23 protein-coding genes and 2 pseudogenes are annotated in these 26,068 nt (G+C 36.2%); 6 read left to right on the forward strand and 19 right to left on the reverse strand.

Annotated elements, in window-relative coordinates; genetic code table 11:
* Positions 1–257: 257 nt before the first annotated feature.
* Genes chrA through chrS form a run of 3 tightly spaced genes read right to left on the reverse strand, consistent with a single transcriptional unit; the run spans position 258 to position 1,845 of the window.
* Positions 258–797, reverse strand: coding sequence for a chromate efflux transporter ChrA (chrA, locus tag FEZ13_RS05710; RefSeq protein WP_146548952.1), 540 nt, complete (start codon positions 795–797; stop codon positions 258–260).
* On the reverse strand, positions 794–1,369 hold the full coding sequence (chrB, locus tag FEZ13_RS05715; RefSeq protein WP_255473133.1) for a chromate efflux transporter ChrB: 576 nt from the start codon (positions 1,367–1,369) through the stop codon (positions 794–796). The genes chrA and chrB overlap by 4 nt, the downstream gene beginning before the upstream one ends.
* 8 nt (positions 1,370–1,377) lie before the next feature.
* Entirely contained in the window at positions 1,378–1,845 is a 468-nt protein-coding gene (gene chrS, locus FEZ13_RS05720; protein ID WP_146548953.1) for a chromate efflux transcriptional regulator ChrS, read from the reverse strand.
* A gap of 449 nt (positions 1,846–2,294) precedes the next feature.
* On the opposite strand from chrS, the gene FEZ13_RS05725 reads away from it, so the two are divergent.
* The 3 genes from FEZ13_RS05725 to FEZ13_RS05735 are packed head-to-tail and all read left to right on the forward strand — an operon-like array spanning position 2,295 to position 6,366.
* A complete protein-coding gene (locus FEZ13_RS05725; protein WP_146551806.1) occupies positions 2,295–3,548 on the forward strand; it encodes an MFS transporter in 1,254 nt (417 codons plus the stop codon).
* 28 nt (positions 3,549–3,576) lie between these two features.
* Positions 3,577–5,163, forward strand: coding sequence for a gamma-glutamyltransferase (gene ggt, locus FEZ13_RS05730; RefSeq protein ID WP_255473058.1), 1,587 nt, complete (start codon positions 3,577–3,579; stop codon positions 5,161–5,163).
* A gap of 18 nt (positions 5,164–5,181) precedes the next feature.
* Positions 5,182–6,366, forward strand: coding sequence for an amidase (locus tag FEZ13_RS05735; RefSeq protein ID WP_146551808.1), 1,185 nt, complete (start codon positions 5,182–5,184; stop codon positions 6,364–6,366).
* 78 nt (positions 6,367–6,444) lie between these two features.
* Here the strand turns inward: FEZ13_RS05735 and FEZ13_RS05740 are convergent, their stop codons facing one another.
* The 9 genes and pseudogenes from FEZ13_RS05740 to FEZ13_RS05780 form a co-directional block, all read right to left on the reverse strand.
* Positions 6,445–7,056 carry an NUDIX hydrolase gene (locus tag FEZ13_RS05740; protein WP_146551809.1) on the reverse strand — a complete coding sequence of 204 codons (612 nt, stop codon included), beginning with the start codon at positions 7,054–7,056 and terminating at the stop codon, positions 6,445–6,447.
* 142 nt (positions 7,057–7,198) lie between these two features.
* Positions 7,199–7,399: a cold-shock protein gene (locus tag FEZ13_RS05745; RefSeq protein ID WP_146548958.1), complete on the reverse strand. Its 201-nt coding sequence runs from the start codon at positions 7,397–7,399 to the stop codon at positions 7,199–7,201.
* Between the two features lie 294 nt (positions 7,400–7,693).
* A pseudogene (locus tag FEZ13_RS05750) lies at positions 7,694–7,918 on the reverse strand (DsrE/DsrF/DrsH-like family protein); the annotation flags it as partial.
* A gap of 17 nt (positions 7,919–7,935) precedes the next feature.
* Positions 7,936–8,496, reverse strand: coding sequence for a sulfurtransferase TusA family protein (locus tag FEZ13_RS05755; RefSeq protein WP_146551811.1), 561 nt, complete (start codon positions 8,494–8,496; stop codon positions 7,936–7,938).
* Positions 8,497–8,544: 48 nt separating this feature from the next.
* Positions 8,545–8,841 carry a rhodanese-like domain-containing protein gene (locus tag FEZ13_RS05760; RefSeq protein WP_146551812.1) on the reverse strand — a complete coding sequence of 99 codons (297 nt, stop codon included), beginning with the start codon at positions 8,839–8,841 and terminating at the stop codon, positions 8,545–8,547.
* A 5-nt stretch (positions 8,842–8,846) separates the two neighbouring features.
* Positions 8,847–9,194, reverse strand: a complete 348-nt coding sequence (locus FEZ13_RS05765; RefSeq protein WP_146551813.1) for a rhodanese-like domain-containing protein — start codon at positions 9,192–9,194, stop codon at positions 8,847–8,849.
* 201 nt (positions 9,195–9,395) lie between these two features.
* Positions 9,396–9,656, reverse strand: coding sequence for a metal-sensitive transcriptional regulator (locus FEZ13_RS05770; protein ID WP_146548966.1), 261 nt, complete (start codon positions 9,654–9,656; stop codon positions 9,396–9,398).
* A gap of 332 nt (positions 9,657–9,988) precedes the next feature.
* Positions 9,989–10,273, reverse strand: a pseudogene (locus FEZ13_RS05775) (cupin domain-containing protein); the annotation flags it as partial.
* A gap of 156 nt (positions 10,274–10,429) precedes the next feature.
* The gene (locus tag FEZ13_RS05780; protein ID WP_146551815.1) at positions 10,430–13,036 is read right to left on the reverse strand and encodes a cation-translocating P-type ATPase; all 2,607 of its coding nucleotides are present in this window, start codon (positions 13,034–13,036) and stop codon (positions 10,430–10,432) included.
* A 580-nt stretch (positions 13,037–13,616) separates the two neighbouring features.
* On the opposite strand from FEZ13_RS05780, the gene FEZ13_RS05785 reads away from it, so the two are divergent.
* Entirely contained in the window at positions 13,617–14,921 is a 1,305-nt protein-coding gene (locus FEZ13_RS05785; protein ID WP_186725785.1) for a leucine-rich repeat domain-containing protein, read from the forward strand.
* A gap of 257 nt (positions 14,922–15,178) precedes the next feature.
* On the opposite strand, the gene FEZ13_RS05790 is transcribed toward FEZ13_RS05785, so the two are convergent.
* The 7 genes from FEZ13_RS05790 to FEZ13_RS05820 form a co-directional block, all read right to left on the reverse strand.
* A complete protein-coding gene (locus tag FEZ13_RS05790; protein WP_146551817.1) occupies positions 15,179–16,456 on the reverse strand; it encodes a right-handed parallel beta-helix repeat-containing protein in 1,278 nt (425 codons plus the stop codon).
* Between the two features lie 775 nt (positions 16,457–17,231).
* A complete protein-coding gene (locus FEZ13_RS05795) occupies positions 17,232–18,848 on the reverse strand; it encodes an N-acyl-D-amino-acid deacylase family protein (protein WP_146551818.1) in 1,617 nt (538 codons plus the stop codon).
* Positions 18,841–20,046: a YgeY family selenium metabolism-linked hydrolase gene (locus tag FEZ13_RS05800; protein ID WP_146548972.1), complete on the reverse strand. Its 1,206-nt coding sequence runs from the start codon at positions 20,044–20,046 to the stop codon at positions 18,841–18,843. The genes FEZ13_RS05795 and FEZ13_RS05800 overlap by 8 nt, the downstream gene beginning before the upstream one ends.
* Complete coding sequence (locus FEZ13_RS05805) at positions 20,021–21,262, reverse strand: diaminopropionate ammonia-lyase (RefSeq protein WP_146551819.1); 1,242 nt, start codon at positions 21,260–21,262, stop codon at positions 20,021–20,023. Before FEZ13_RS05805 ends, FEZ13_RS05800 begins: the two co-directional genes overlap by 26 nt.
* A gap of 9 nt (positions 21,263–21,271) precedes the next feature.
* A complete protein-coding gene (locus FEZ13_RS05810; RefSeq protein WP_146548974.1) occupies positions 21,272–21,994 on the reverse strand; it encodes an amino acid ABC transporter ATP-binding protein in 723 nt (240 codons plus the stop codon).
* A complete protein-coding gene (locus FEZ13_RS05815; protein ID WP_146548975.1) occupies positions 21,987–22,643 on the reverse strand; it encodes an amino acid ABC transporter permease in 657 nt (218 codons plus the stop codon). The genes FEZ13_RS05810 and FEZ13_RS05815 overlap by 8 nt, the downstream gene beginning before the upstream one ends.
* A 12-nt stretch (positions 22,644–22,655) precedes the next feature.
* A complete protein-coding gene (locus FEZ13_RS05820) occupies positions 22,656–23,483 on the reverse strand; it encodes a substrate-binding periplasmic protein (protein ID WP_146551820.1) in 828 nt (275 codons plus the stop codon).
* Between the two features lie 233 nt (positions 23,484–23,716).
* On the opposite strand from FEZ13_RS05820, the gene FEZ13_RS05825 reads away from it, so the two are divergent.
* Together FEZ13_RS05825 and FEZ13_RS05830 are read left to right on the forward strand one after the other, a co-directional pair.
* Positions 23,717–24,379: a GAF domain-containing protein gene (locus FEZ13_RS05825; RefSeq protein ID WP_146551821.1), complete on the forward strand. Its 663-nt coding sequence runs from the start codon at positions 23,717–23,719 to the stop codon at positions 24,377–24,379.
* Positions 24,283–25,413: a sigma 54-interacting transcriptional regulator gene (locus FEZ13_RS05830; protein WP_146551822.1), complete on the forward strand. Its 1,131-nt coding sequence runs from the start codon at positions 24,283–24,285 to the stop codon at positions 25,411–25,413. The genes FEZ13_RS05825 and FEZ13_RS05830 overlap by 97 nt, the downstream gene beginning before the upstream one ends.
* The last annotated feature ends 655 nt before the right edge of the window (positions 25,414–26,068 follow it).

The raw sequence follows: 26,068 nt of genomic DNA on the forward strand, positions 1-26,068 counted from the left end.
GAATCATTCAATAAGTACCATCCATTAAAAATAAAATATGATTATGTTAATATTTATCAATTATACCATGTAAAAAACCGACTATTGAGATTAAATTTTCCTATTTGTTTCAATACAAAATAGGAAAAATAAACTAATTACTGGTACCCAAATCTCAGACTATCTAAAGAAAAAGTCCTTAACCCCTGAAGAGATGAAGGACATCATTTGCACCCTATTGTCTGAATTATTTCAGCGCCTATCACCTGTAATTTGGACTACACAATATGTGATAGAACAATACCTCCGTATAGAAATGCCGCTAAAATAACGAAAGCTGGATGCACTTTTCGAATATGCATCGCAAAAAAGGCTACCGCTGCAATACCAAGAAATTGCCAAATTCCAATAGTCGTAAAAGATTCTTTAGCTAATTGCCATGTTACAATGAGCATCATGATGGTTAAAATCGGTTGGACTAGCAATGTCATCCCCTTCACAATGGGCGATTGACGATGTTTATTTAATAAGTTCATCAATAAAATAAGGAGAATCGCAGATGGAGCAATCGTTGCCAGAAGTGCAATGATAACCCCTAACCAACCGTATTCATCGTACCCAACGAATGCCGCAATTTTTGTAGCGATAGGTCCAGGGAGCGCATTACCTAATGCTAGCATATTTGAAAACTCACTATTATCTAACCATTGGTAATGTTTGACGATTTCATCATACATCAATGGAATCGATGAAGGTCCTCCACCATAGCCAAGTATATTGGCAGTGAAAAAGGCGAAAAATAAATAAAGCAGAATCATGTCATTGCACCACCTTTTTTCCATTTCGCTAGCAATTTAAAATGGAACATACCATAAATAAGGAACAATACAACCGCTATGCCTGAGTTCAAATGAACCACTTGCAATAGAATATAAGCGCTAGCAAAAGCAATGATCCCTAATACAATACCAAGTCCTTTTAATGTTTTCTCTCCAAATCTATAAGCCATTTCTCCAAGCATCACCGCAACGACTGGCATGACAGCGGCAATCATCCCTTCAATAATTTTAGAGCTACTTAAAATAGAAACGATCGAAAATAATGTAATCATAAAGAGGGTACTCGGTAAGATGTGACAAATGATCGCCCATACAGCACCTGTTTTCCCCTTTAACATATAGCCTAAATAGCCTGCCATTTTAGTGGCAATAGGTCCCGGTAATGCATTCGCAATGGCTAAAATTTCTCCAAAATCTTCATCATCCATCCATTTATATTTTTTCACCGCTTCATGGCGAAAGAGTGGCATTACAGAAGGTCCACCGCCAAATCCTAAAATACCTGTTCGAATCATTGATATAGCAAGTTGTTGATAAACTTTCTCCACAATCTTCCCCCCTATAATTTCATGCCAATACGGCTTTTATAACGTTTAATCAATATTTGACAATCGACGCTCATAATACCTGGTAATGGATATAATCGCTTCTCCAAAAATTCTTCCATTTCTCTATTATCTCGAAATAATCCATGCATATGAAGTTTACTAGGTCCTGTCATATGATATAAGCTCGATACTGCTGGATCACTTGCTAAAATTTCCGCTACTTCTTGCAAATTTTTGGGCTCGACTTCTACATTAAAAAAAGCAGAAACTTGAAAACCAATTTGTTCTGGATTAATAACAGCTGTAAAACGTTCAATAACACCCTTTTCTAATAACGCTTGAATACGTGCTTGTACTGCAACACGTGATAGATTAACTTTTTTCCCTAAGTCAGTAAATGAGATACGGCCGTTCTGATTTAAAAGCTCAATAATTTGGTGATCCATTTCATCTAATTGTATTTTTCCCTCATTCATCATGTCATCCTCCTCATTTCTTTTCGTACAACTTCATCTATATTTGCTTTCAGTACGAATAATATTTGAAAATAATCAATTCTTTTCTTCATAAAGAGAACAATAACATTTACGAAATGTCCTTTTTCTTACACTTTATATTATCGTAAAACATCACGTTTTTTTATAAAAAATGCAATTTTCTGCGATTCATTAATAGAAAGCGGTTTCAAATATCTATTATTTAACACAATGTATTAAAAAATGATTTTATTCATTCAATTCGTAATACAAACTCATATAATACTTTTCCTTTCGTTTTATAAATAACGGTTAAAGCCTTCTTTTTTACAAAACAACATTGACATCGTATAAAGTGTTATGTTTAATAACATTTAAAAGTTACTTTTTTTATCATTTATAATTTTTAAAATTAAATGTTAGAAAAAGTAACACAAAAGGAGGAGATTTCTATGAAAACGAAAAACCCAATTGTCTTGATTGTTCTTTTTTCACTTGGTTGGGCATTTATGTATGCGGATCGGAATATTCTGTCACCTGTTATGAGTATTATTCAAACAGATTGGGGGTTAAACAAAGGTGAACTTGGTTTAATTTCTACAGTATTTTTTATTGCTTATGCCTTTATGCAAATTCCAGCTGGATTTTTGGCTGATCGGTTTGGACGTTTAAAAGTTTTAGTTATCGGTTATATCTTATTTGGAATAGGGACAATCCTTAGCGGCTTTGCACCAAGTTTAATGATCTTTTTATTGGTGAGAATTATTACAGGACTTGGCGAAGGTATGTATTATGGACCTCAATATGCTATTTCTTCCAGTACCATTTCTAAAAAATACCGAGGGATTTCTTCGGCTCTTATTAATAGCGGAATGGCAATTGGGATTTCACTAGGGTTTATTGCTTCTAGTTATTTCACATTTACACTAAAGAAAGATTGGCAATTCTCATTTTTCTTTTTTGGAATACTAACCATCATTGTTGCCGCTTTAATTGCGTTTTTTATAAAAGATGACTATAAACCTATCAAAAATTCACAGGCTGTTTCAAAGAATCAAAGAATAAGCATCAAAGCATTATTCAGTAAAAATCACATTATCACTTATATCCTAATTTTCTGTTCATTATATGGTTTTTTTAGTATGATTACGTGGCTGCCATATTATTTACAAACAGAACGCGGAATTGAAGGTTCTAAAACTGGAATCATCTCTTCACTTGTTCCATGGGCTGCTATTCCAGGAGCTATCTTATTTGGCTATTTATCTGATAGAATAAAAAATAAAAAAGGCATTGTAATTTGCCTTGCCTTATTAGGGACCGCCTGTCAATTTATCGTTCCTTATACCGAAAATTTCTCGCTCATGATTGCAGGATTAGTCATTTATGGCTTAATCGGTAAGTTGGCATTAGACCCCGTTTTAATTGCTTATATTGCAGATAACACACATCCATCTATGTATTCTAGAGCATATAGCATCTTTAACTTTGCAGGCATGACATCCTCAATCTTTGCTCCATATATCACTGGTTATTTAGCAGATATTACTGGGCATATTGAAATCGGATTTTATTTATCTGGTGTGTTATTGCTTATTGGCGGGATTGCCTTCTTATTTACAGAAAGTCCACTAAAAAAGACAATGAACACGACAAATGATCCAACACATCCATTTCAACACTCAGATAAAATCGCACATAGTTAATAAATATTAAAAATAAGGAGAGATGTATATGAATCAAACAAAATCGACGATTGGCACAAAAACAATGATTGTTAGTCCACATTATTTAAGTTCAATGGCTGGTGCTCGTATTCTAGAAAAAGGCGGAAATGCATTTGATGCAGCTGTTGCTGTAAGCGCATGTCTAGCAGTTGTTTATCCTCATATGACAGGTGTTGGCGGAGATTCATTTTGGCTGACGTGGCATGAAGGAGAAAAAAGTTTACGAGCTTACAATGGTAGTGGTCGTTCAGGCTATAAAATTCATCGTGGTTTATACGAAGAGGAAGCAGAGATTCCCACACGGGGGATTCGGAGTGCTATCACAGTCCCTGGTATGGTAGACAGTTGGAATGCTATTTTAAAAGAATACGGTCGTTTAACATTACAGGATGTCCTCGAACCAGCAATTGAATATGCACGAAGAGGTTTCCCTTTATCACCTGATCAATATACTACCACCAATCAAGTGGCTGATGTGTTACGTGCAACAGAGACGACTGCTCATATCTATTTAACAGATGGAAGCACACCATCTCTTCACAAAAAGTTCATCCAAACAGATTTAGCAGCTACTTTGACGACGATTGCCATAAAAGGACGTGATGCTTTTTATAAAGGGGAAATTGCAAAAGAAATCGTTTCATATATTCAACAACAAAATGGTTATTTAACCTTAGACGATTTTGCCGATCATCATGGTAATTGGACAGAGCCCATTTCAACAACTTATCATGATTATACTGTCTATCAAGTCCCTCCAAACTCACAAGGTTTTTCTGCTTTAGAAGCGCTCAATATTTTAGAAAATTTCGATTTTGAGCAGATTGAGCAAGATTCCTATGAATATTATCATATTCTAGTAGAGGCATTAAAAAAGGCATTTAAAGATCGTAATACTTATTTAACAGATCCAGATTTTTATCAGGCACCATTCGAACGATTATTAAGTAAGACTTATGCAAAAAGACTTGCAACCGACATCCATATGAAAAAAGCTCACAATTTTTCCACTGTACCCCTTGGTCAAGATACAGCTTATGCAGCTGTTGTTGATGAGGAAGGAAATGCCGTATCATTTATTCAAAGCTTATATTTTGAATATGGTTCAGGTGTAGTTGCTGGTTCAACAGGGGTATTGTTGCAAAATCGAGGTTCTTTTTTCTCACTTGACCCAAATCATGTCAATACATTAGAGCCTCATAAACGGACATTTCATACCTTGATGCCCGCCATGGCTTTTTTAAATGAAAAACCTCGAATTATCTATGGCACACAAGGCGGTGAAGGACAACCGCAAACTCAGACCCTTATGTTTACACGCATGGCTCATTATGGTATGAATCCTCAACAAGCTGTTTCTGCACCACGCTTTGTTTGGGGGCGCACTTGGGGTCAAAAAAGTGAAGCATTAAAAATCGAAAATCGTATACCACAGCAAGTTTATAAAACTTTAATAAATGCTGGACACAACGTTCAAATTGTTCAGCCCTTCGACGGCGTAATGGGTCATGCGCATGCAATTCTTATCAATGATGACGGTTTCCGATGTGGTGGCACAGATCCCCGCTGTGATGGTGCCGCAATTGGCTGGTAAAGGAGAGGAGAGAGACATATGAAAAACGATTTAAACGCATTTATCGATGCTGATATTACAATAGAGGCAACACAAAAAGGGGTTTTAGATGATACAACATTTGCAGTCAAAGATGTTTTTGCAATAAAACAGCACAAAAATGCTGCGGGTAATCCCGATTGGTTAAAAACACATGATGCTGCCACATCCAACGCCTACGTGATTGACCAATTACTAAATTCGGGAGCTACGTTAACAGGGATTACTCATACAGATGAGCTAATGTATAGCTTAAACGGTGAAAATATTCATTATGGTACGCCAGTAAATCCGCGATATCCAAATTGTATTCCGGGAGGATCTTCTAGTGGTTCCGCTGTCGCCGCCGCATCAAGGATAGTTGACTTTGCTATTGGTACGGATACAGGAGGTTCTACTCGTATCCCCGCTTGTTATTGTGGTATTTATGGATTCCGCCCTTCTCACGGTACTATTGATATGGCTGGCATTATACCGTTAGCGCCTTCTTTTGATACTGTTGGTTGGATGTCCGAAAAAATAGAAACTCTAAGTAAAATCGCAAATGTACTTTTGCCAATAGATCACTCTTCTAATCACTTTCAAACGATTTATTTAGCAGAAGATGCGTGGCAATTAATCGAAGAGAATGCAACAAAAACTGTTCTACAAAAACAACTTTCATCTCTAATTCAAGATCATTTTACTGTAAAAACGATCACATTGGCTGATGAATCACTTGCTGCATGGAGTAAATCATTCCGTTTATTACAAGGGAGAGAAATCTGGCAAACCCATGGTGAATGGATTACCAAAGAAAATCCAACATTTGGAACTGATATTGCAGACCGCTTTCAATGGGCTTCGACGATAAAAGAAGATGATACATGGCAACAAGCAAAACAATTGCACCGTTCGATTCAACAAAAATTAGATAATTTGTTAAATAAAAATGGATTACTGGTTATTCCGACAACACCTGGATCTGCCCCAGAAATTGGTCGCTCATTAGTAGATGTTGAAAATACACGTACTCGTACAATGCAGTTAAGTTGCATCGCAGGGCTGTCTGGTTTACCACAGTTAACAATCCCAATAACCACTGAAGACGGTAAAGCAGTTGGCTTATCCATGATCGCAGGGCGAAATCAAGATCTCGCTCTACTTCAATGGTTACTAGAAAGAAAACATCTATTGATGAATTAAACGCAAAGCAATAGTACAAAGCATCCATTCTATGGATTGAATGGTATTTCTCTTGGATTAGACATTATTTCTCGGGAATTAGATTTTATTTTCCACGGATAGAACTTTATCCTTGGACTGATCATCATCCATGTGAAATACCTTCAATTTTTCATTCAATTTTTGATAAATGATTTTCATATAAGCTTCACTACATTTCCCTACTGCCTCGTCTAATGCCATCCATTGAATGGCGCTATTTTCATCTGGCTTTACTTTGGTTTGCTCGTTTTCATCTGCTTCGATCAAATAAGTGACGTTTAGATGCACATGTGTTGCAACATGCTCTCCTCTTTTCACATGTCCATCTACACCAAGAATTTCAATCGAGTAAATTTCCTCCGATAGGGGCTTGATATTTGTTAGTCCTGTTTCTTCACCTGTTTCCTTTAGGGCAACATGCAGAAGATCGGCATCTCCATCAGCATGTCCGCCTATCCAGGACCATGACTGATAAATATTATGAAAGGCCATCAAGACTTTGGTACGATTTTGGTTGACAATCCAAGCAGAGGCTGTAAAATGAGCAAATTCATTTTCCCTTGTTAGTATATTTGAAAAGATATCGGTATATCGTAACATGACTTCCTGATCTTTAGCCTCTTGTGCGTTACTGGCTTGATATGCTGCTAGTTGATCTCTTAAATTCAAGTGACTCGTCCTCCATTGATCGAACTCTTTTTATCATTCCAATTGTAGCTTTAGAATACAAAATGGTCAAAATCTCTTGTAACAAGATGACACAAAAAAAGCACCCTATACAGGATGCCTTTCCTACTTCATTTTTGAAAAATTAAAGTTTTGTAACGTTAGTAGCTTGTGGTCCACGAGTACCTTCTTCAATACCAAATTCTACACTTTGACCTTCTTCAAGTGTTTTGAAGCCGTCACCTTGGATAGCTGAGAAATGTACAAATACATCGTTTTCGCCTGGAACTTCAATGAAACCAAAACCTTTTTCTGAGTTAAACCATTTTACCTTACCTTGTGCCATTTAAATAACCTCCAACAAATGTAATTTAATAATTTATCTTCCAACCCCATATAAAAAAACGCCTTTCAAAATGATCGATACAAATACGATCACTTTAAAAGGTGAATGTTTTGTTTACGATTAGCCGAATCAATTATTAATTTGCTTAATTATATAACGGTTTCTTCCAATTGTCTACTAAAAATGTTTTTTCTAATCCTAATCAATCTTATTGAATGAAAATGGATGAAAGAGGTAATAATTCCACTTTTACAATATATCCAGCCATACTTTAATAGCCGTAAGTAATATAAGAATTGCAAATAACCGTGCTTTTGCAAAACCTTCAGCCATAGATTCTTTTCCTTCAGGCATCGGAAGTGTATGCATCCCCTGTTTTTGAATTAAGTTCAATCCTTCGAATGTAAAGAAAACACCTACTTCTTTATCCGAAGCTGCTGCTGCAGTCGCCATATTGAATACTTTATAGGCATCCAAAAGATTACCATTACTTGCGATAATCGCTACTCTGTTCAACAATCGAATTACTCCTCTTGTTAAATAGATTTCGTCAAATCGCCTTGCCAGTCTGTCATACCAAGTAAAACATTATATACTTTTGTAAAACCTGCTTTTGCTAGTTTTTGAGCCGCTAGATCACTACGCTTACCGGTACGACAAATCACATAGATGTCTTGATTTTTATCCAATTCTTCCATACGGCTGGCTAATTCACCCATTGGAATAGATTTTGCCCCGTCAATATGACCAAAAGCATATTCAGCTTCTTCACGAACATCTAAAATAAGAGCGCCATTCCCAATGCCTTTTTCCATTTCTTCAATTGATATAATCTGTTCATGTATTTTTTCCACAACCGTATCATCCGAGCATTTTCGGAGATAGTGGAATAACACGCCATTTTCTTCTGTCACACTTATATATTGATGACCAACAGATTCCGACCAAGCCGGTAAATCTGCTTTAGATCCTTTATCCGTTGCTTGCACTTCTAAAATTTGTCCGTCAACTAGGTTATTCATAGCTTTTTTGGTCTTAACAATCGGCATAGGACACGACAATCCTTTAGCATCTAATCGAACATCCGCTTTTATCAAAAAAATAAGTCCTTATTATACTATATAGGGTATATAAAATTCAAAAAATTACTCTACTTCGCCTTTCCAAGCTGACATGCCGCCAACCATATTTGTGACATCATATCCTAAAGAATCTAAAAATGCCGTTGCTTGAAAACTACGACCACCAGAACGGCATATCATAATGTATGGTTTCTTTTTATCTAAGTCAGGTAATTTGGCTTCCAATAATCCCAATGGAATATTAATGATTCCTGGAATATGACCAGATCTCACTTCTATCACTTCGCGAACGTCGATTAAATTTAATGCTTCACCATTTTCTAGACGTTGTTGTACTTCTTCAGCTGTAATTTCTTTCATTTTACTCATCCTCTCCAAGCGCTCATGCCACCACGAACATTTGTAATTTTTTGATAGCCTAATTTTTTTAATTGCTTGCATGCTTGGCTGCTTCGCATGCCACTTTGACAAATAACCACAATTTCCTTATCTTTTGGTAATTTGGAAAAATCGGAACCTAGTGGGATGTTCTTAAACTGACGAATATTTCTTCCTTTATATTCGCCAGATGTGCGAACATCGATAAACACTTTATCCCGATCATTGAGGATCGTCTTTAATTGCTCTGTAGAAATCGATTGAATGCCTTTTGCTGGCATCATCCGCCAAGCAATAAATGCTACAACTAAGACGATGATTACTGCTATTTCCATCATGTTTCCTCCTAATATTAATGAAGACATAAAAAAATGAGCGTAATTTTTAAACCGCTTTATCATTTTTAATTGATCTCAAAAATTATTTGTAGTATTAAAACAGATTTTGCTATGTTTTCATTTTTTCCTTTTCACCCACTATATGCATATACCTGTATAGGTATTACAAATTTAAAAATATAAAAAAACGTTTGTTTATCATCGGCTTTTTACTAGCAAGTTAACTGCGTCTTGGATGGATTCATTCATAACAGATAAATCACCATCAGCATCTCGTACGCATTCAACCAAATTTTCGCTAACAATAACGCCTATTGCTCGATCTACACCTGAACGTACCGCAGAAAGTTGTGTGATGACTTCCTTGCAATCTTTGCCTTCTTCCATCATGCGTATTACCCCTCTTAACTGGCCTTCCATACGCTTAATGCGGTTTACGACCTTACTATCATATGTCATAGCTGCACACTCCTTTCTTTATATGTTGTATTCCCATATATACTTTATGATATACCCATATAGGTATGATGTCAACAAAAAACAAAAATTTTTGATCGAAGTATCTTTAAATGCTATTTGACTAGGAATAAAAGTGCTGTAAGAGCAAATACAATTCGTCATTATGCGAATAATTCCTTTTGGAGAGTGCATAAATGAACAGAGCGAATATTCTCCTCTATCGAGCAAATAAAAGCGAATGACTTGTAGGATTGCAGCATTAGCCTTGTCCAAACAGATCATTGAGATTTATACAAAATAGCATCACACCATTTTACTTCTGTGCAATGCTACTATTGTTTAAAATCTTTATACGTATACCCTGGGAATCGCACAACAGGCCATTTTTTCTTTCGTAAAGCATTCATCAGCTCCGACCCCACGTTTAAATTACTGCTGACAATTTGTTTCGGGGTCATTGCCATCCATTGTGTTAAAGAAATATCAGCATACTTAGGGGCTTTAAATACTTCTAAATACCAAAGAGTTTCATCACCTGTGTTTTGAACATAATGCCCATAACAGAATGGTACATATCCCACATCACCAGCTCTCACGTCAAACGTTCGAGCTGTCGCATCAGCGGCATATGCTGTCAAATAGAAGCAATAAAAAAATTCAGTTCCAATTAGGACTGAAGCTTTTTTATTGTTTGATTAAAAAGGGAGGAATGAAAAAGGACTTGTCTCAACAATAGACAAGCCCCTTTAAGTAAAAAAGCAATGCAACTTCTCTTATTTTCCTCTTACAAACAGCATTTTAAACCACTGGTTCACCAAAAAGGGAATAAAGGATAAGACATAAATATAGCCTAATTGAAGTGAGCTTAAGTTGGCTACTTCAAATACCCTTGTCAATGAAGGAAGTAATAACACGAAATGTAAGCACACGACGCCGATTAGAAAGGCAACCCATGTATATTTGTTTGAAAATACACCAATTGTGAAGACGGATTCCTTCGATCTAGAGTTGAAACCATGTATCAATCTTGATAAACATAACGTTGCAAATGCCATTGTACTCGCTGTTAGTGTATCACCTGTTGATAATCCCATTTGGAAGGCAATAATCGTTGAAATAGCGATTAAAATCCCTTCAAGAATCATTTGAATTGTAAATTTTTTACTTAATAATGGCATATGGATATTTCTTGGCTTGTCCTTCATCACTTTTTTATTATGTGGTTCTAACCCAATGGCAATCGCAGGTAAGCTATCTGTTAGTAGATTGATAAATAATAGATGTACAGGCGCAAATGGAACAGGTAAATTAAATACAGTCGCATATAAAACAACAAAAATCGCTCCTGCATTTCCTGATAACAAAAACATAATAGCGTTTTTAATATTGGCGTAGAGGCTTCTTCCGTTCGCTATAGCTTTAATAATTGTTGAAAAATTATCATCTGTTAAAATCATAGAAGAGGCATCTTTTGCTACCTCTGTACCAGTAATCCCCATCGCTACACCGATATCTGCTTGTTTCAGTGCAGGACCATCATTAACTCCATCCCCTGTCATCGCAACAACATTGCCCTTTTCCTGCCAAGCTTTAACAATCCGAAGTTTATGTTCAGGTGATACACGAGCATAGACAGATAGATCCTGAACCTTGTCTTGTAACTGTTCGTCTGTTAATCCTTCAATTTCATATCCTTCAATCGCCTCTGATGGCTCTTTTAAGATTCCGATTTGCTTTGCAATGGCAGTCGCTGTTATTTTATGGTCACCTGTTATCATGACGGGCTTTATCCCTGCTTTTATACAGCTTTCAACTGCTGACTTAGATTCCTTTCTTGGAGGATCCATCATTGCGATCAAACCAACGAAGATTAGATCTTTTTCATCTTCTATATCGATGGTTTGCCTTCTATCCATGTTTTTGTATGCAATAGCTAAGACACGTAGACCATTCATGGAAAAATCACGATTCACGTCTTCGATTTTTTTACGATGTTCTTCCGTAATATGATAGACTCCTGATGAAGTCTCCATCTTAACCATTCGTGATAAGAGAACATCTAATGCACCTTTGGTGATCATCACATTTTGCTGATCAACACGATTCATCGTACTCATTAGCTTTCGATTAGAATCAAAAGGAATCTCAGCTATTCTAGGATGTTGCTCTCTAACAGCTATTTCGTTCAGGTGATAGACTCGTCCTAATTTAACAAGTGCTGTTTCCGTAGGATCACCAATTTCTTTTTGGTCACTTGTTACGGCATCATTGCATAATTGTGCCATTAAAAGAAGATCTTTTTCGATTTCATTTTTGGTGTTTAAACGATCATATGCTTTAACAGTTTGATTGACATAAACTTGTTGAACGGCCATCTTATTTTGTGTGAGGGTTCCTGTCTTATCTGAGCAAATAACCGACACGCTTCCCAAGCTTTCAACAGCATAAAGCTTTCGTATAATGGCATTTTCCTTTGCCATTTTCTGAGTTCCGAAAGCCAATACGATGGTGACAATTGAGCTTAACGCTTCAGGAATTGCTGCAACTGCCAGTGATACTGCGAACATAAATGATTCAACTAACGCTCGTCCGCGAACAAGATCAATGGTAAAAATAAATAGACAGATCAGTGTAATACCTAAAGCTAAATTCTCACCAAAATGATCAAGACTGACTTGGAGAGGTGTCTTCTTTTCCATCGCTGTATCCAAGAGATTGGCGATTTTCCCAATCTCTGTTTCCATTCCAATCGCAGTCACAATAACCGTACCACGTCCATTCGTCACAAAACTCCCACTGAAGACCATATTGCTCTTATCCCCTATGGTTATATTGTCGCCTTGAATGGGATCTGTACTTTTGGCTACAGCTAATGATTCTCCTGTTAAGGAACTTTCATTGATTTGAAGAAAATGACTTTCCAATAATCGCCCATCAGCACTAACATAATCGCCTGCCTCTAATAAGAGGATATCTCCAACTACAATCTCTTCTGAACGAATCTCCACAATCTGATTATTTCTTATCACCTTTGCTGTTGGAGACGTTAAAGCCTTTAAATTATCTAAAGAACGTTCAGCTTTCATATGTTGAACAGTTCCAAGAATCGCATTTAAAATGACGACAATCATAATAACGATTGTACTTTCTACTTCGCCTAATAAAAGCGAAATGACAGCGGCAACCATTAAGATAATAACTAATAAATCTTTAAACTGTTGAAAGAAAACAGCTAATGTACTTATCTTTTTCCCTTCTGTCAAGATATTTAGCCCATATTCTTCTTGCTTGATTTGGACGTCATAATCACTTAAGCCTTCATTAGTCACTTCCAACTTTTCCATAACTTCTACCGATGATTGTTGATGAAATTCTGACATTCACATCCCCTTTCACTATAATCATTAGAAATATAGACATTGCAGTAGATAGAGTGAAACTTCATACAATGAGGGTTTTCTTCCCCCCTACTGTGTGTTCATTGAATAATAGGCTTTTACAGGCAGTGGATCCGATTTATCCGCTTGTTTTTCTCTGTCTAGAATTTTTCACATATAGGTTGGGAGCAATCGCTCATGAAAGTTTCGCTTGAGTCTTGATGTGTAGAGCAACTGCTGTTCGTGTGGATAAAAAACCTCTCTCTATTAACCTAAATACGATTAGCTCTTATAATATATTCCTGATATTTTTCAGTATGATTAGATTTGCTATAGAAATGAAAATTTTTTAATTTGAAGAAGGTTTTCCTGATTCTATTCCGAGATTTTATGGCAAGGTATACAGGAACAACTTATATGAAATGAAGATAAAAAATAGCTTTTATGATGAATTTTTAACAATCTTTTGTTTCTTCATAAAATTTCTATATTTTTATGGATTTCATAGTTTCCGATGATGATATAAAAATGATAAGATGTGGTTAGAATTTTAATCTTTCAATATCAAGAGGAGATGATCAATTTGAATAGCCGACTAAATAAAGCAATTTCTATCACAATGATAACAGGATTGATAGGGACTGCTACCATTTTAGCAACCCCCGATTCATCGGCAGTTTTTGCTAAAAGCGTATACCAAGTTAAAAATGGAAAATTAGTTTCGGCAAAAACAGGGAAAATTGTAAGGGGTTACAAAGTATATAAATCAATCCTCTATAAAAATGGAAAGAAATATACAGGTAGTTATAAAAACTATCGATATAAAAGTGGCAAAAAATTAACAGGCAGTTATAATGGATACCTGTACAAAAACGGCACAAAGCTGACAGGTACTTATAATGGATATCTATATAAAAACGGCACAAAGTTAACGGGCGCTTACAATGGATACCAATATAAAAGCGGTAAGAAATTAACAGGCACAAAAGATGGTATAACTTATCAAGATGGAAAAGTAGTATCTGCACAAAATGTGGAGAAAGTTAGTAATACAGCGATTGTTTATGTGCAAGACACCCACCTACTAAATCGCTTAAATGAGATTATGGGTCATAAAAACCTAACGCAAAATATGAAAGTAGCAGATTTAAGAAATTTGAAGGGAACATTATCTTTAGATGGAGACACCGATGAAAGAGAAATGTTTGGAATGTTTGATATTGAAAACATTCAACCATTAGCATTTTGTACAAATATTAGTGAATTGTCTATTGCTAATAATGCGATTCATAACTTAAGCCCTCTTGTAAAATTAACGAACTTAAAAAAATTAAATATTCGCTTTAACAATATTCAATCCATTGATTCACTTCAAAACTTAGTCAACTTAACTGATTTGGATGTATCCGGAAATACATTGAAAAAAATCATGATCGTTAGCAACTTGACAAAATTGCAAGTATTAAGTGCATGGGATAACAAAATCCAAGATATTGAAGGTGTTAAAAGTTTAACAAATTTAGAAAAACTCAAACTGAATGACAATAAAATCAGAGAGATTTCAGAAATTGCTTCTTTGACCAATCTTAAAGAAGTAGATTTATCTAACAATATCATCAAGGACATTCAACCGCTTAGTGAGTCTAAAAAATTAGAAACACTCTATTTATCTTACAATAGTATTTTCTCGGTAGATGCATTAGAAACATTGACCAATTTAAAAACGCTTTATGTGAATGCTAATTACTTAACATCGATGGATTCACTTACAACATTGAAAAATTTGACTACCTTGCATATTGAAGAAAATGATATTCCAACTTCAGCGATTCTTCCAGCTGGAACATGGTCATACATGGAAGATTATGTATATGATTTGAATGACTAATAATGTGAAAATTTACATGGTGGATTTCTCTTATCCATCCACCGTATATTCGTTGAACCAATCAAGCTTTTATTGATAGTTCCTGCTTATGGGATACAGAGGCAGGGCTGTTCAACAGAAAAATACCATTCATCATCAGCTGAATGGTATTTTTTATGGTTCCTATTCTTTCTAATTCTAGTTGGGGGGTTATAAATCTTATCAAAATATTGATTTTCCTATCCATCCACTAACTTACAGATTTTTGAGGACTATAGTCATGAAATTTTTTCTAAATAATAAATCTTTTCAGGATAACTATAATCACCAAATTTCTTATTATTGATTCGAATAAAATCTTCTTTTATATTGATAAAGATGTTATTTTGAAATATCTTTTTATTTGATTCGCTAAGCTTATTGTAAATAGGTTTATATTGACTGCCTGTATCTGTATTTTGCCAAACCATAAACTGCATCGCTCTTGGTATAGCTATAAATATATTGTTTTGAATAGTTGGATTACTAACACCACTTAATAGAATTCCTCTAGTTGTATCGTTAGGATCTGCATCGTTCCCAATATTCGTAAATGAATTATTTTCAATAATTGGACTAGACCAGTTCATCACACGAATCGCATCTGAATGCATACTTTGAATGGTATTATTGCGAATAACCACATTTTGATGTAGGCTACCTTCCGAATACTTATGTGTACCTATTGCACGATCTAATCCATCAAATCTGTTACGAATGATGAAAACATCGCTATTCGCTTGTTTATCGTATTTGCTCCACGCATGCGTAAATCCTTTTGTCGTAAGATCAGGTGTATCTAGATTGATCGCTTCTTTATCACGTCCATCTACATGACGAGAGGAAATAAAAGAAGAATTTTTAATCGTTACATTCTTGGATGCATCCAATTCAATAAAATGACCACCATTCATATTTTTAAATTGAATATGATCGATCGTAACATTCTGGTTATGCCCCATTACAATTCCCAATGACTGATCATCATAATTCATATCAATAGAAGCACTTCCTTTGCCAATCATTTTAATATTTTTTTCACCATTAAATTTACCATAAACATGCTTTTTTTGAGCTCTTGATGGACGGATGAATTGAAAAAGCGAATGAGATGGTAGCATCTTTTGTGTCCCAGTACTTGTTTCTTTCACAATAGTCACACCATTTTCAAGCTGGATCGTTACATTTGAAGGAATATATAGAGTATTGGTAATCTTATAGGTTCCCTTTTTTAAAATCAGTTTGCCGCCACCGTTTTTCTCTAGTCTTTCGAGATATGAACGTAGCAAATAATAGGTTTTTGTCTTACGATTATATGTAGAAAATTTTTGCATTTTAGTATCTAATACTTTTGATGCTGTCGTGACCGTATAAGTTGGCTTTGTTTTTGCATTGACCGTTGAAGGGGTTCCTTTTGCAAAACAAACCCCTACTGTAAAGATTAGTGTAACCACTAAAGTTGCTGACGACTTCTTTAGAAGACGTTTCAATACTCCTTTTTCTTTTGAAGTTTTCATATTAAATCCCTGCCCTTTTTCCAGTTATGCTACAAAATTATGTATAGTTACTACTATTATTTATACTATTCTAGAAAGCTATATAAAACATTCACATTGGATGTAAGATTTTCTTATCTTACAATGTAGCTTAGCTAAACCAATCGGATTTTACCAGTAGCTGAGACCCTAGCTTTTCCAAGTAAAGTATGGAGCAATCGCCGATGAAAGTTTGTTTGATTCTGATGTGTGTATATATTACTCGTTAATGCAGGTAACTTATATTTACAGGCGTGTTTATTATCCAATTTTTCTCTGAAATATAGGGAGCTAATTTCTGCCTACTCAACACCTCTAGTATATCTATTCAGTATAACGTATATTTAAGAAAAAAATCTACTAGTAATTGTAGCAAATCAAATGGATATGGTTCTTTATCAAAAAGCTAGGTTGCAAGTTGAGTGGTACAGAGCTAGCGTGATTCCTAGGATATTAGCAGCAGCTAGGGAGAATAATTTAAGGAACGGGGAGTCTAAGAACGCCACGTCCCTCTTTGACCAACGTCCCGTTACCCTGAAGCGGCTCATCAGACGTCCCTGAAAACATATTGGCAGAACGGAAGTCACCCCAAGTTACAGTGATAACTATGAATAAAACAAAGAAATAACTTACAGACCATCTTCTATAAAAAAGCGCACAAATACTAGAACAGCAGTATTTGTACGCTTCACATGGTATTAGAATTAATACTTTGATAGACCCTTTTTACCTTTTTACAAATTAATATATTGACACTTTACGCATGTGATTTTACTTTATTGGTATATTTACGGTGGATTACTTCACCAGCCTGTTGTGGGAAGGTTCGGTCACCAAGTAAAATGATATGGCCGCTAACAATAACGGCATCCATCCCTTCATTGTATTGACGCGGCTGTTCATAAGTTGCCTTATCAATGATCGTTTCTTCATCAAAGATGACAATATCAGCAATCATGCCTTCACGAATAATTCCACGATTTTGTAAACCTATGATACGCGCTGGTTGAGATGTCATGCGACGAATCATTTCTTCAAGCGATGTTAGTTTTTCTTCACGAACGTATTTTCCTAAGATTTTCGGGAACGTTCCATATGCACGTGGATGAGGTTCCCCACCGAGGAGGCCATCACTGCCAATTGTTCCCGCTGGATGTGTCAAAATTTTACGAACATCATCTTCATTGATCACGAAGTCGATCATACCTATATTATTTTTTTGGCTTAAAATCAGATTAAGTGCAACTTCAGCAGGATTGGGATTCACATCAATCGCTGCGATTTCTTGAATGGTTTTACCTACACAGTAAGCTTTTTCTTCAGAATTAACGGAAGTAACAATGATGCCATCCCATCCTGCCCAACGTGAAATACTATCCCATCCCCTTAAGCCTGTCTTCATTTCTTCAATCATTTTGAAACGTAGTTCTGGCTTTTCCAGTCTTTCAAGCAATTTTTCCGTACCTCCATCATGTACCCATGGTGGTAAAATAGCGCTTAGCATTGTACTACCAGCGGTATATGGATATTGGTCAAAAGTAACTTCAAGACCGTTTTGACGCGCCTCATCAATTTTTTTAATAACCTCTGGTGATTTTGACCAGTTATCGCGTCCACAGTTTTTCAAATGTGAAAAATGAAGATGAGCTCCAACTTCTGTCATCATATCAATCAGCTCTGTCATAGACTCTAAAATTTCATCACCTTCACTGCGTTGATGAATAACAAGTGGCACACCATATTCAGCTATCACTTCACAAAGTGCTTTTAGTTCACGCATATCCGCAAAACAACAAGGCGGATATATTAAACCAGTTGAAAGGCCAACCGCTCCCTCTTCAAGCGAACGACGAAGTACATTTTGCATTTGTGCAATTTCCTCATCGGTCGCGTAGCGATTCTCAAGTCCCATTACTTCCATTCGAATATTGCCATGTGGTGCAAGCGTTGCAAGATTATAGCTTGGTTTTTTATCTTCGATTTGTGATAGATAGTCCCCTACTGTCATCCAATTCCATTCAATATCAGGAGTACCATCAAGTCCAGCTAAGTTTTTGCGCCAATTTGAAACATGCTCGTCCGGAAGTGGTGCTGCTGCGATGCCATCTTGCCCAAGAAGATCTGTTGTGATACCTTGACGAACTTTTGCTTCAATAATACCCTGCTCTAAAATAACCAAGTCTGAATGTGTGTGCATATCGATGAAACCTGGGCTTACGATATGTCGCTTGGCATCGATTTCTTTTTTCGCCTTTAAATCTGTAAGCTTCCCGATTTTTTCAATTTTATCATCTTGAATAGCAATGTCGCTATAATACCAAGGAGAACCAGTCCCATCAATGATTTTTCCGTTACGAATGATTAAATCATACATGTTCTTCACGTCCTTTTGATTGTGTAGGTAAAGCTGTTAATGCTGCCATAAGTGCTGCATAACCTGTTACCGCTTGCGTAAGTTGAGATAGTTGAATATATTCATCATCAATATGAGCCAGATATTCAAAAGATGGACCATATCCAATTGTAGGAATTCCGGCTTCTCCAGCAAAATGACTTCCATTCGTACAAAATGAGTAATGTGTTAATACAGTGGTTGGTTGAACTTGTTGTAATGCTTCTAATGAAGCTTTAACAAAATCTGCTTCTGCATCATACACCCATGCAGGGAAAAAACGTTCCGCTGTAATTGTGGCACCTGTATAACATTGTTCTGAACCTTTTGAGTAATAAGCTTTTGCTTGGAAGGTTGGATCTTCACTTGAGATTTCAGCAATTACTTGTTGAATGCTTGCTAGAATAGATTCCTTTGTTTCACCAACAAGAGTTCTACGATCGAATGTTGCCGTACAATTAGATGGCACAACAGATTTACCTGGATATGGAGCAGACTTAATATCTGTTAATTCTAATAATGCATCTCCTAAAACAGGATGATTGGGTAAGGGGACTTTTTTTACAAGATCCACTAACTTCATCATGTGATAGACTGCATTGACACCTGCTGAGGGATTTGATGAATGTGCCGGTTTACCAATCGTTTCTAAAATAATTTCTGCACGCCCTCGTTGACCTATTGCAAGTTGTAAATTCGTTGCTTCTCCAATAACAACATAGTCAGGCTTTTCTACTCTCGTAATGCTTCGCGAAGCAACTCCTTCAAAACATTCTTCATGAACACTGCAAGATACAATGATGTTCCCTTTAAATTGTTTGTTCGTTTGCTTAGCAAAATCGATGGCTGCGATAATCATTGCGCTCACAGCACCCTTCATATCGGAGGTTCCACGACCATACATCTTGTCACCCACGATTTCTGGATAGAACGGTTTTTTTGTCCAATGTTTGCTATTAACAGGGACTGTATCGATATGCCCATCAAATAATACAGTGGGTCCTTCATTTTTTCCTTTGATCTTCAGTAATACATTCCCTACTTCATCCACATGTACTTCATCAAAATATTTTGCTGCAAAGTCTTGGATTTCTTTTGCAACAGCTTCTTCCTCTCCCGAGTAACTTTGATGTTTGACAAGGGATTGGCATAATTCAATAACTAGTTGCGCTGTATTCATTTATTTGTTCCTCCTTGAAATTGGCATATTGACCATGCCATACAATGTTTTCATAAGAGTTTCGATCTGTATCACCTTCAGTAGAAATCACTAAAATTCGAGCATCTGCCCCTATATGCAAAGTTTCGACAATTTCATTTGAAGCTTGTAGTTGCAATGCATAATAGAGAAGTCCGAGTGTAACAGCACCTGATTCTCCAGAAATGACACGAGGATCACCCGTTATCGGATTGCCATATACACGCATTCCAAGTGCAGCAATTTCATCAGTACATGAGAATGCCGCAGTTGCCAAATATGACAATAGGTCATATGCAAAAGTATTAGGTTCCCCACAAGCAAGACCTGCCATAATGGTCTGCATATCCCCATCCATCGTTTTCATCTTGCAAGTTCTAAAAGATTCAAAAAAACAACAAGCTGGTTTCGCTTCAACAATTCCGATGGTTAAATCCCTCTGCAAAAATTGGTTAAGGCTTACAGCGACAGCTCCAGCAAATGAACCAACACCCGCTTGTAATAAAATATGTGTTGGTGGCTCTAATTGTTGTTCCTCTAATTGTTGAACGATTTCAAGTGCCAAAGTGCTATAACCTTGCATAATCCATAGAGGAATTTCTTCATATCCATCCCATGCAGTGTCTTGAATCATGATCCAGCCGTTTTCTTTCGCGAGCGTTGCACAATGTCGAACACAATCGTCATAATTCAAATCCGTTATTAATACATCAGCACCTTCCTCTTGAATCACTTTTAAACGTTGAGTAGTTGAACCTTTTGGCATCCGTACAACAGCTTTTTGCCCAAGCTCTCGTGCAGCCCATGCCACTCCGCGTCCATGATTACCATCCGTCGCCGTTATAAATGTGATTGGCTGTAATTTTTCTTCTGCTTGTTGTTTTAGCATGTCGAAAGATAAGTTTTCAAAAGGAAGATCGAGGACTCTCGCCATATATTTTCCAACTGCTACAATGCCACCTAATACTTTGAAAGCATTTAAACCAAATCGTTGCGATTCATCTTTTACCATGATAGAAGCAACTCCACATTTTTTTGCTAATTCCTTCAGTTCATAGAGAGGCGTTTTTGTATATCTAGAATGAGATTCTTGAAAATTTAAAATATTTAGAATTTCATGTTTTTGAAATGGTGTACGATGTCTTCTTTCCAATGGCTTTGGACCAAATGGATTTTTGGCTATTTGAATACCTATCATTTTCCCCTCCTAAGCAAGAATGCGACTTAAAAATGTATTTGTACGTTCATGTTGTGGATTACGCAGAACCTGTTCAGGTGTCCCATCTTCTACAATCCTTCCTTGATCCATAAAAATGACCCGATCTGCTACTTCATTTGCAAAACCCATTTCATGTGTAACAACCACCATTGACATACCGTTTTTGGCAAGATGGGTCATAACATTCAATACTTCTCCAACAAGTTCGGGATCAAGTGCGGAAGTTGGTTCATCAAAAAGCATTAATTCTGGTTCCATGGCAAGTGCTCGAGCTATTGCTACCCGCTGCTGTTGCCCTCCAGATAGATTAGAAGGATAAAAGTCAAAGCGTTCACTTAGACCTACTGTTGTTAATAATTCTTCTGCTTTTCTTTTTGCAGTCTCTTTATTTTTCTTTTTTACCCAGATAGGCGCTTCCATCACATTCTCTATAGCTGTTAAATGTGGGAATAAATTAAACCGTTGAAATACCATACCTAATTCTTGACGTATGCGTTTCTTCGACTCTTTCCCTTGTACAAGATCTTGCTTATAATACATTTCTCCTTCTTCAATTGCTTCCAAAAGATTCATACAACGTAAAAGCGTACTTTTCCCGGAACCTGAGGGCCCAATTATTACAGTGCGTTCGCCTTTTTCAATCTGCAAATTAATATCATATAATACTTGCTTTTTTCCAAAATATTTATTGACATGACGCATTTCAATCATAAACCCTCATTCCTTTCTCCAAGCGACTCGCAATAAACATTAAAACGGATGTAATGACTAGATAGATGGCTGCAATGATGAGATAGACCTCCAAACTATGGAAAGTTGATGTAATGATTGATTCTCCTGTTCGGAACAATTCCGTAATGGTTAATAACGATACCATAGATGAATTTTTAACCGTCATAACAAATTGATTGACCATAGCTGGTACTAATATTTTTAACGCTTGTGGACCGATAATACGATACATGGCAAGTGGCTTCGACATTCCCAGCGCGGCTGCCGCCTCATATTGCCCTTTATCTACTGCTTGTAACGCAGATCGTACAATTTCAGTCGCATAGGCCCCTGTATTCAAGGATAAACCAAGAACTGCAGCTTGAAATGGTGTAAATTGTACCCCTAATTGAGGAATACCAAAATAAATGATGAACAGTTGTACTAACAATGGTGTCCCACGAAATACCCAAACGTAAAATTCCGTTATTTTACGTAAGATAAAAATAGGCGAAAGTTTACTAAATGCACCCAAAATGGCCAGCACTAATCCGATGACTAAAGATAGAAATGAAATTTGGATCGTCATCCATGCCCCTTCGACTAAGGCAGGGATAAAAGGAGTTAATACTGAGAAGTCTAATCCCATATCATCTACCTCCTATTGATTGTTTTCTAACCATTTTTTAAATAGTTGATCTTTTTCCCCACTTTTCTCCATTTCGGCCAATACCTTATTGACCTCTGATATTAAACTATCATTCCCTTTTGAAGCAGCAATTCCTAGCTCTGAATGATCTAGCTCTTTTCCAACAATTTCGAGATTGCTATCAGGATATGTTTGGAAGTAACCTAATTGATTTAGGTAATCATTAACAACCACATCTACTCGACCTATTTCTAAGTCTTTTATCGCATCCAACGCTTCTTTGTAGGCTACGATTTTAATGTTAGCACCCTCTGCCTTTAATTTTTGTGCAACTTGTTCGCTTGTCGCCCCTGCTTTCACACCAACTTTTTTACCATCTAAATCTTTTTTAGAGGAAATACTTTTATCATTTTTTGCTTTAACAAGAACCATGCCTGTATCTAAGTATGGATCTGCAAAATCAACTACTTCTTTTCTTTCATCTGTGATATACATTGCCCCAATCACTAAATCCACCTGCTTGTTTTGTAGTGATGGTACAAGAGCTGTAAATTGCATTTGTTTCCACTCCACATCTACACCTAATGCCTTTCCAATCTTGTTTCCTAGATCAATATCATAACCAACTAATTTCTGTGTTTTTTTATCCAAATATTCGAATGGATAATAGTCACCAGTTGCAATCACGATTTTTCCCTTTTTCTTAATACCATCTACTGTGTTATCCTCTGAAGATGTATGAGCATCCTTCGCTTTTGAACTGCTGTCATTAGACCCACACCCAGCAAGTACTAAACATACTGTTGCAAGCATAACCCAAATGATGTTTTTCAATTTCATATTTTCACGCCTCCTTAGTGTTAAGAAAACTAACTTTAGTCTAGCTTTCTTTTATGAATAAAGTATAAAATGAATAAAAAAATCGCAAAAGTCTCAAAATGAGATAGATTTATATTAAAAACGTATTTATTTACGTTAAAAAATATGACATCATAGTTATATAAAACATCACATATAAATTATAAGTCTCATTTTGAAACAAAAATCTTATTTTGAGATTGGAGCGGAAAAATATGAACAATTTTGATCTAAAAACGATTCAATTGCCTATTCAGCAAATCGTTAATGCTATTGCTTCTGTTTTAAAGATAGAAATAGAGGTTGCAGATAAGCATCTTTTTCGAGTAGCCGGTACCGGTCAAATAAAATCGCAAATTTGGAAAGAAATGAATGGTGAGGACCTCATTTATAAACGATGTATTCAAACCAAACAAACGATAGTTATTGAAAATCCTGGATTTAACTCATTTTGTTCTGGTTGCTTACACTTTGGGCATTGTAAAGAGCATGGGGAAATTTGCTGTCCGATAATATTAGATGGTGAAGCTATTGGTGTCATCGGTTTAATTGCTTTTGATAAAATCCAGCAGCAACGACTTTTTACACATAAAGTAGAAAACATTGCATTTCTTGAACAAATTGCACAAATAATCGCTACAAAAATGCAAGAAACAAAATTTTACAAAAACTATATCGTTTCGCAAAAAAAATATCGACGATTTTTGATTACGTCGATACGGGTATTATTTCCATCAATCAGGATGGTGCATGTGAATATGTCAGTAAGGGAGCACTCCATATGCTCCATATGGATGAAGCAATCGAACCTTTTGTGCTGCAACAACTACTTGAACAAGCCGAAAATATACCCAATAGTGGCAGAACAGTTTTTATAGATATTCATGATACAATCCATAAATTTCATATGAAGTATCAAAAAATTGAAGGAAATCAAGCTGTCATTATGCTAGATAACCCTAAAAATATCGAATCTATCAGCCATTCACTACTAAATGTACCTTTGCAAAATCAAAGATTAATAGGAAATCATCCATCCATTCAAAATATCCGTAACAAAATGAGTAAATTTTCCAACAATTCTATGCCCATCCTTATTATTGGTGAGCAAGGGACCGGGCGGAGTTATATCGCAGAACTAATTCATCAGCAAAGCCCATTGAAAGACAAGCCATTTCATCGTTTCAACTGTTCATACTATTCTGAGGAACAACTATTAAAACAATTATTTGGCTATCATATGAATACTGAATATCTTAAAGGAAAACTAGAACTGGCACACCAAAGTACAATTCTGATCGAAGAAATCGAAACGATGCCGATTAATGTACAAGCCCGATTCATGAAATTTTTAGAAGATGGTCTTATTTTTCGAAAAGGAAAACTTTATCCAATCAATACTCGCATTATCGTTTCGTCTAACCACTACCTCATAAAACAAATGAAAGAAGGTCTTTTCCGTAAAGATTTATATTACAAACTTAATATTACACCTATCCATGTCCCCACCTTACACGAACGAAGTGAAGACATATTACCTTTGGCTGAAAACTTTTTGAAGCAAAATAGTCCAACTAAAAGTCGCCAGTTCTCTCGTGAAGCAAAGATCATTTTAGAAAATTATACTTGGCCTGGAAATATCAAAGAACTAGAAAATGTTATAGCCTATATTTGCGATATGACGGAAGATCCAATTATCTGTCCACAGCATTTACCTGAATTTTTAACAAGACTCGAACAGCAAAATAATATTGAGAAATTTAATCTACAAACGATTGAAATAAAGACCATCACTGAAGTCTTAGAGACCATCAAACGTGTTGGTGGTAGCAAGGATCAAGCTGCACAGCTTCTTGGAATTAGTCGAGCAACGTTATTTAGGAAAATTAAGGATTACCAAATAGGTCTATGATTCTGCATTGACACTCATATCAGCGTACATTTTGATACTATTTTTATTATCAAAAATGATATGTCAAACGTGTTTATAATCCAATTATATCCATAAAAATATGAGGTATTAGCTGATTTCCGCTACGGCTTGCACGACTCATGTGGGCGAATGCTGAGCCGCTTCGGGGCATCAGGCTGTTGGTCACGGAATCGTTGCCACAGGACGTGGCGCACTACAATTCCGCTCCTTCAATCGCTCCGTGCAGGGTCTCATCTGCTCGCTTTTCCCGTGGGACATTAAATTGGCTTCACTGAACTGGCACCGCACGAAGGAAATGCGTAGGCATTTTCGAGGACTTGAGCAAGCCGCAGCGAAGATCTACATAAAGTGAAACTGCCATCCATTGGTTTCTTTTCCCCCCACGGATGGTTCGCACGCGGCAGTTTTTCCTCCCTTTTCTATAACTTAAAGAAGGAATCTTGCTACCTGTTAAAGCGGGATAAAGGGAGCTAAAAATACAGCATTTTTTAATGGTACCAAATATTTACCCTAGTTTTTCCTAATCAATACACCTGATGATATGTAGTACTTTTCACTACCGTCGCATTAAAATAGCTTATTCTATCTGTATAAGCAGATTTTTCCACGCTTTATTTTTTAATTGAGTTAAGAT

It is taken from the genome of Rummeliibacillus sp. SL167, assembly GCF_007896505.1.
GTDB classification, from domain to species: domain Bacteria; phylum Bacillota; class Bacilli; order Bacillales_A; family Planococcaceae; genus Rummeliibacillus; species Rummeliibacillus suwonensis.

Excerpts from the sequence above, each read along its gene's own strand:
- chrA (WP_146548952.1), bottom strand. The coding sequence starts at position 797 with ATGATTCTGCTTTATTTATTTTTCGCCTTTTTCACTGCCAATATACTT.
- chrS (WP_146548953.1), bottom strand. The coding sequence starts at position 1,845 with ATGATGAATGAGGGAAAAATACAATTAGATGAAATGGATCACCAAATT.
- FEZ13_RS05725 (WP_146551806.1), top strand. The coding sequence starts at position 2,295 with ATGAAAACGAAAAACCCAATTGTCTTGATTGTTCTTTTTTCACTTGGT.
- ggt (WP_255473058.1), top strand. The coding sequence starts at position 3,577 with ATGAATCAAACAAAATCGACGATTGGCACAAAAACAATGATTGTTAGT.
- FEZ13_RS05735 (WP_146551808.1), top strand. The coding sequence starts at position 5,182 with ATGAAAAACGATTTAAACGCATTTATCGATGCTGATATTACAATAGAG.
- FEZ13_RS05745 (WP_146548958.1), bottom strand. The coding sequence starts at position 7,399 with ATGGCACAAGGTAAGGTAAAATGGTTTAACTCAGAAAAAGGTTTTGGT.
- FEZ13_RS05760 (WP_146551812.1), bottom strand. The coding sequence starts at position 8,841 with ATGAAAGAAATTACAGCTGAAGAAGTACAACAACGTCTAGAAAATGGT.
- FEZ13_RS05765 (WP_146551813.1), bottom strand. The coding sequence starts at position 9,194 with ATGGAAATAGCAGTAATCATCGTCTTAGTTGTAGCATTTATTGCTTGG.
- FEZ13_RS05770 (WP_146548966.1), bottom strand. The coding sequence starts at position 9,656 with ATGACATATGATAGTAAGGTCGTAAACCGCATTAAGCGTATGGAAGGC.
- FEZ13_RS05780 (WP_146551815.1), bottom strand. The coding sequence starts at position 13,036 with ATGTCAGAATTTCATCAACAATCATCGGTAGAAGTTATGGAAAAGTTG.
- FEZ13_RS05790 (WP_146551817.1), bottom strand. The coding sequence starts at position 16,456 with ATGAAAACTTCAAAAGAAAAAGGAGTATTGAAACGTCTTCTAAAGAAG.
- FEZ13_RS05795 (WP_146551818.1), bottom strand. The coding sequence starts at position 18,848 with ATGTATGATTTAATCATTCGTAACGGAAAAATCATTGATGGGACTGGT.
- FEZ13_RS05800 (WP_146548972.1), bottom strand. The coding sequence starts at position 20,046 with ATGAATACAGCGCAACTAGTTATTGAATTATGCCAATCCCTTGTCAAA.
- FEZ13_RS05805 (WP_146551819.1), bottom strand. The coding sequence starts at position 21,262 with ATGATAGGTATTCAAATAGCCAAAAATCCATTTGGTCCAAAGCCATTG.
- FEZ13_RS05810 (WP_146548974.1), bottom strand. The coding sequence starts at position 21,994 with ATGATTGAAATGCGTCATGTCAATAAATATTTTGGAAAAAAGCAAGTA.
- FEZ13_RS05815 (WP_146548975.1), bottom strand. The coding sequence starts at position 22,643 with ATGGGATTAGACTTCTCAGTATTAACTCCTTTTATCCCTGCCTTAGTC.
- FEZ13_RS05820 (WP_146551820.1), bottom strand. The coding sequence starts at position 23,483 with ATGAAATTGAAAAACATCATTTGGGTTATGCTTGCAACAGTATGTTTA.
- FEZ13_RS05825 (WP_146551821.1), top strand. The coding sequence starts at position 23,717 with ATGAACAATTTTGATCTAAAAACGATTCAATTGCCTATTCAGCAAATC.
- FEZ13_RS05830 (WP_146551822.1), top strand. The coding sequence starts at position 24,283 with ATGCTCCATATGGATGAAGCAATCGAACCTTTTGTGCTGCAACAACTA.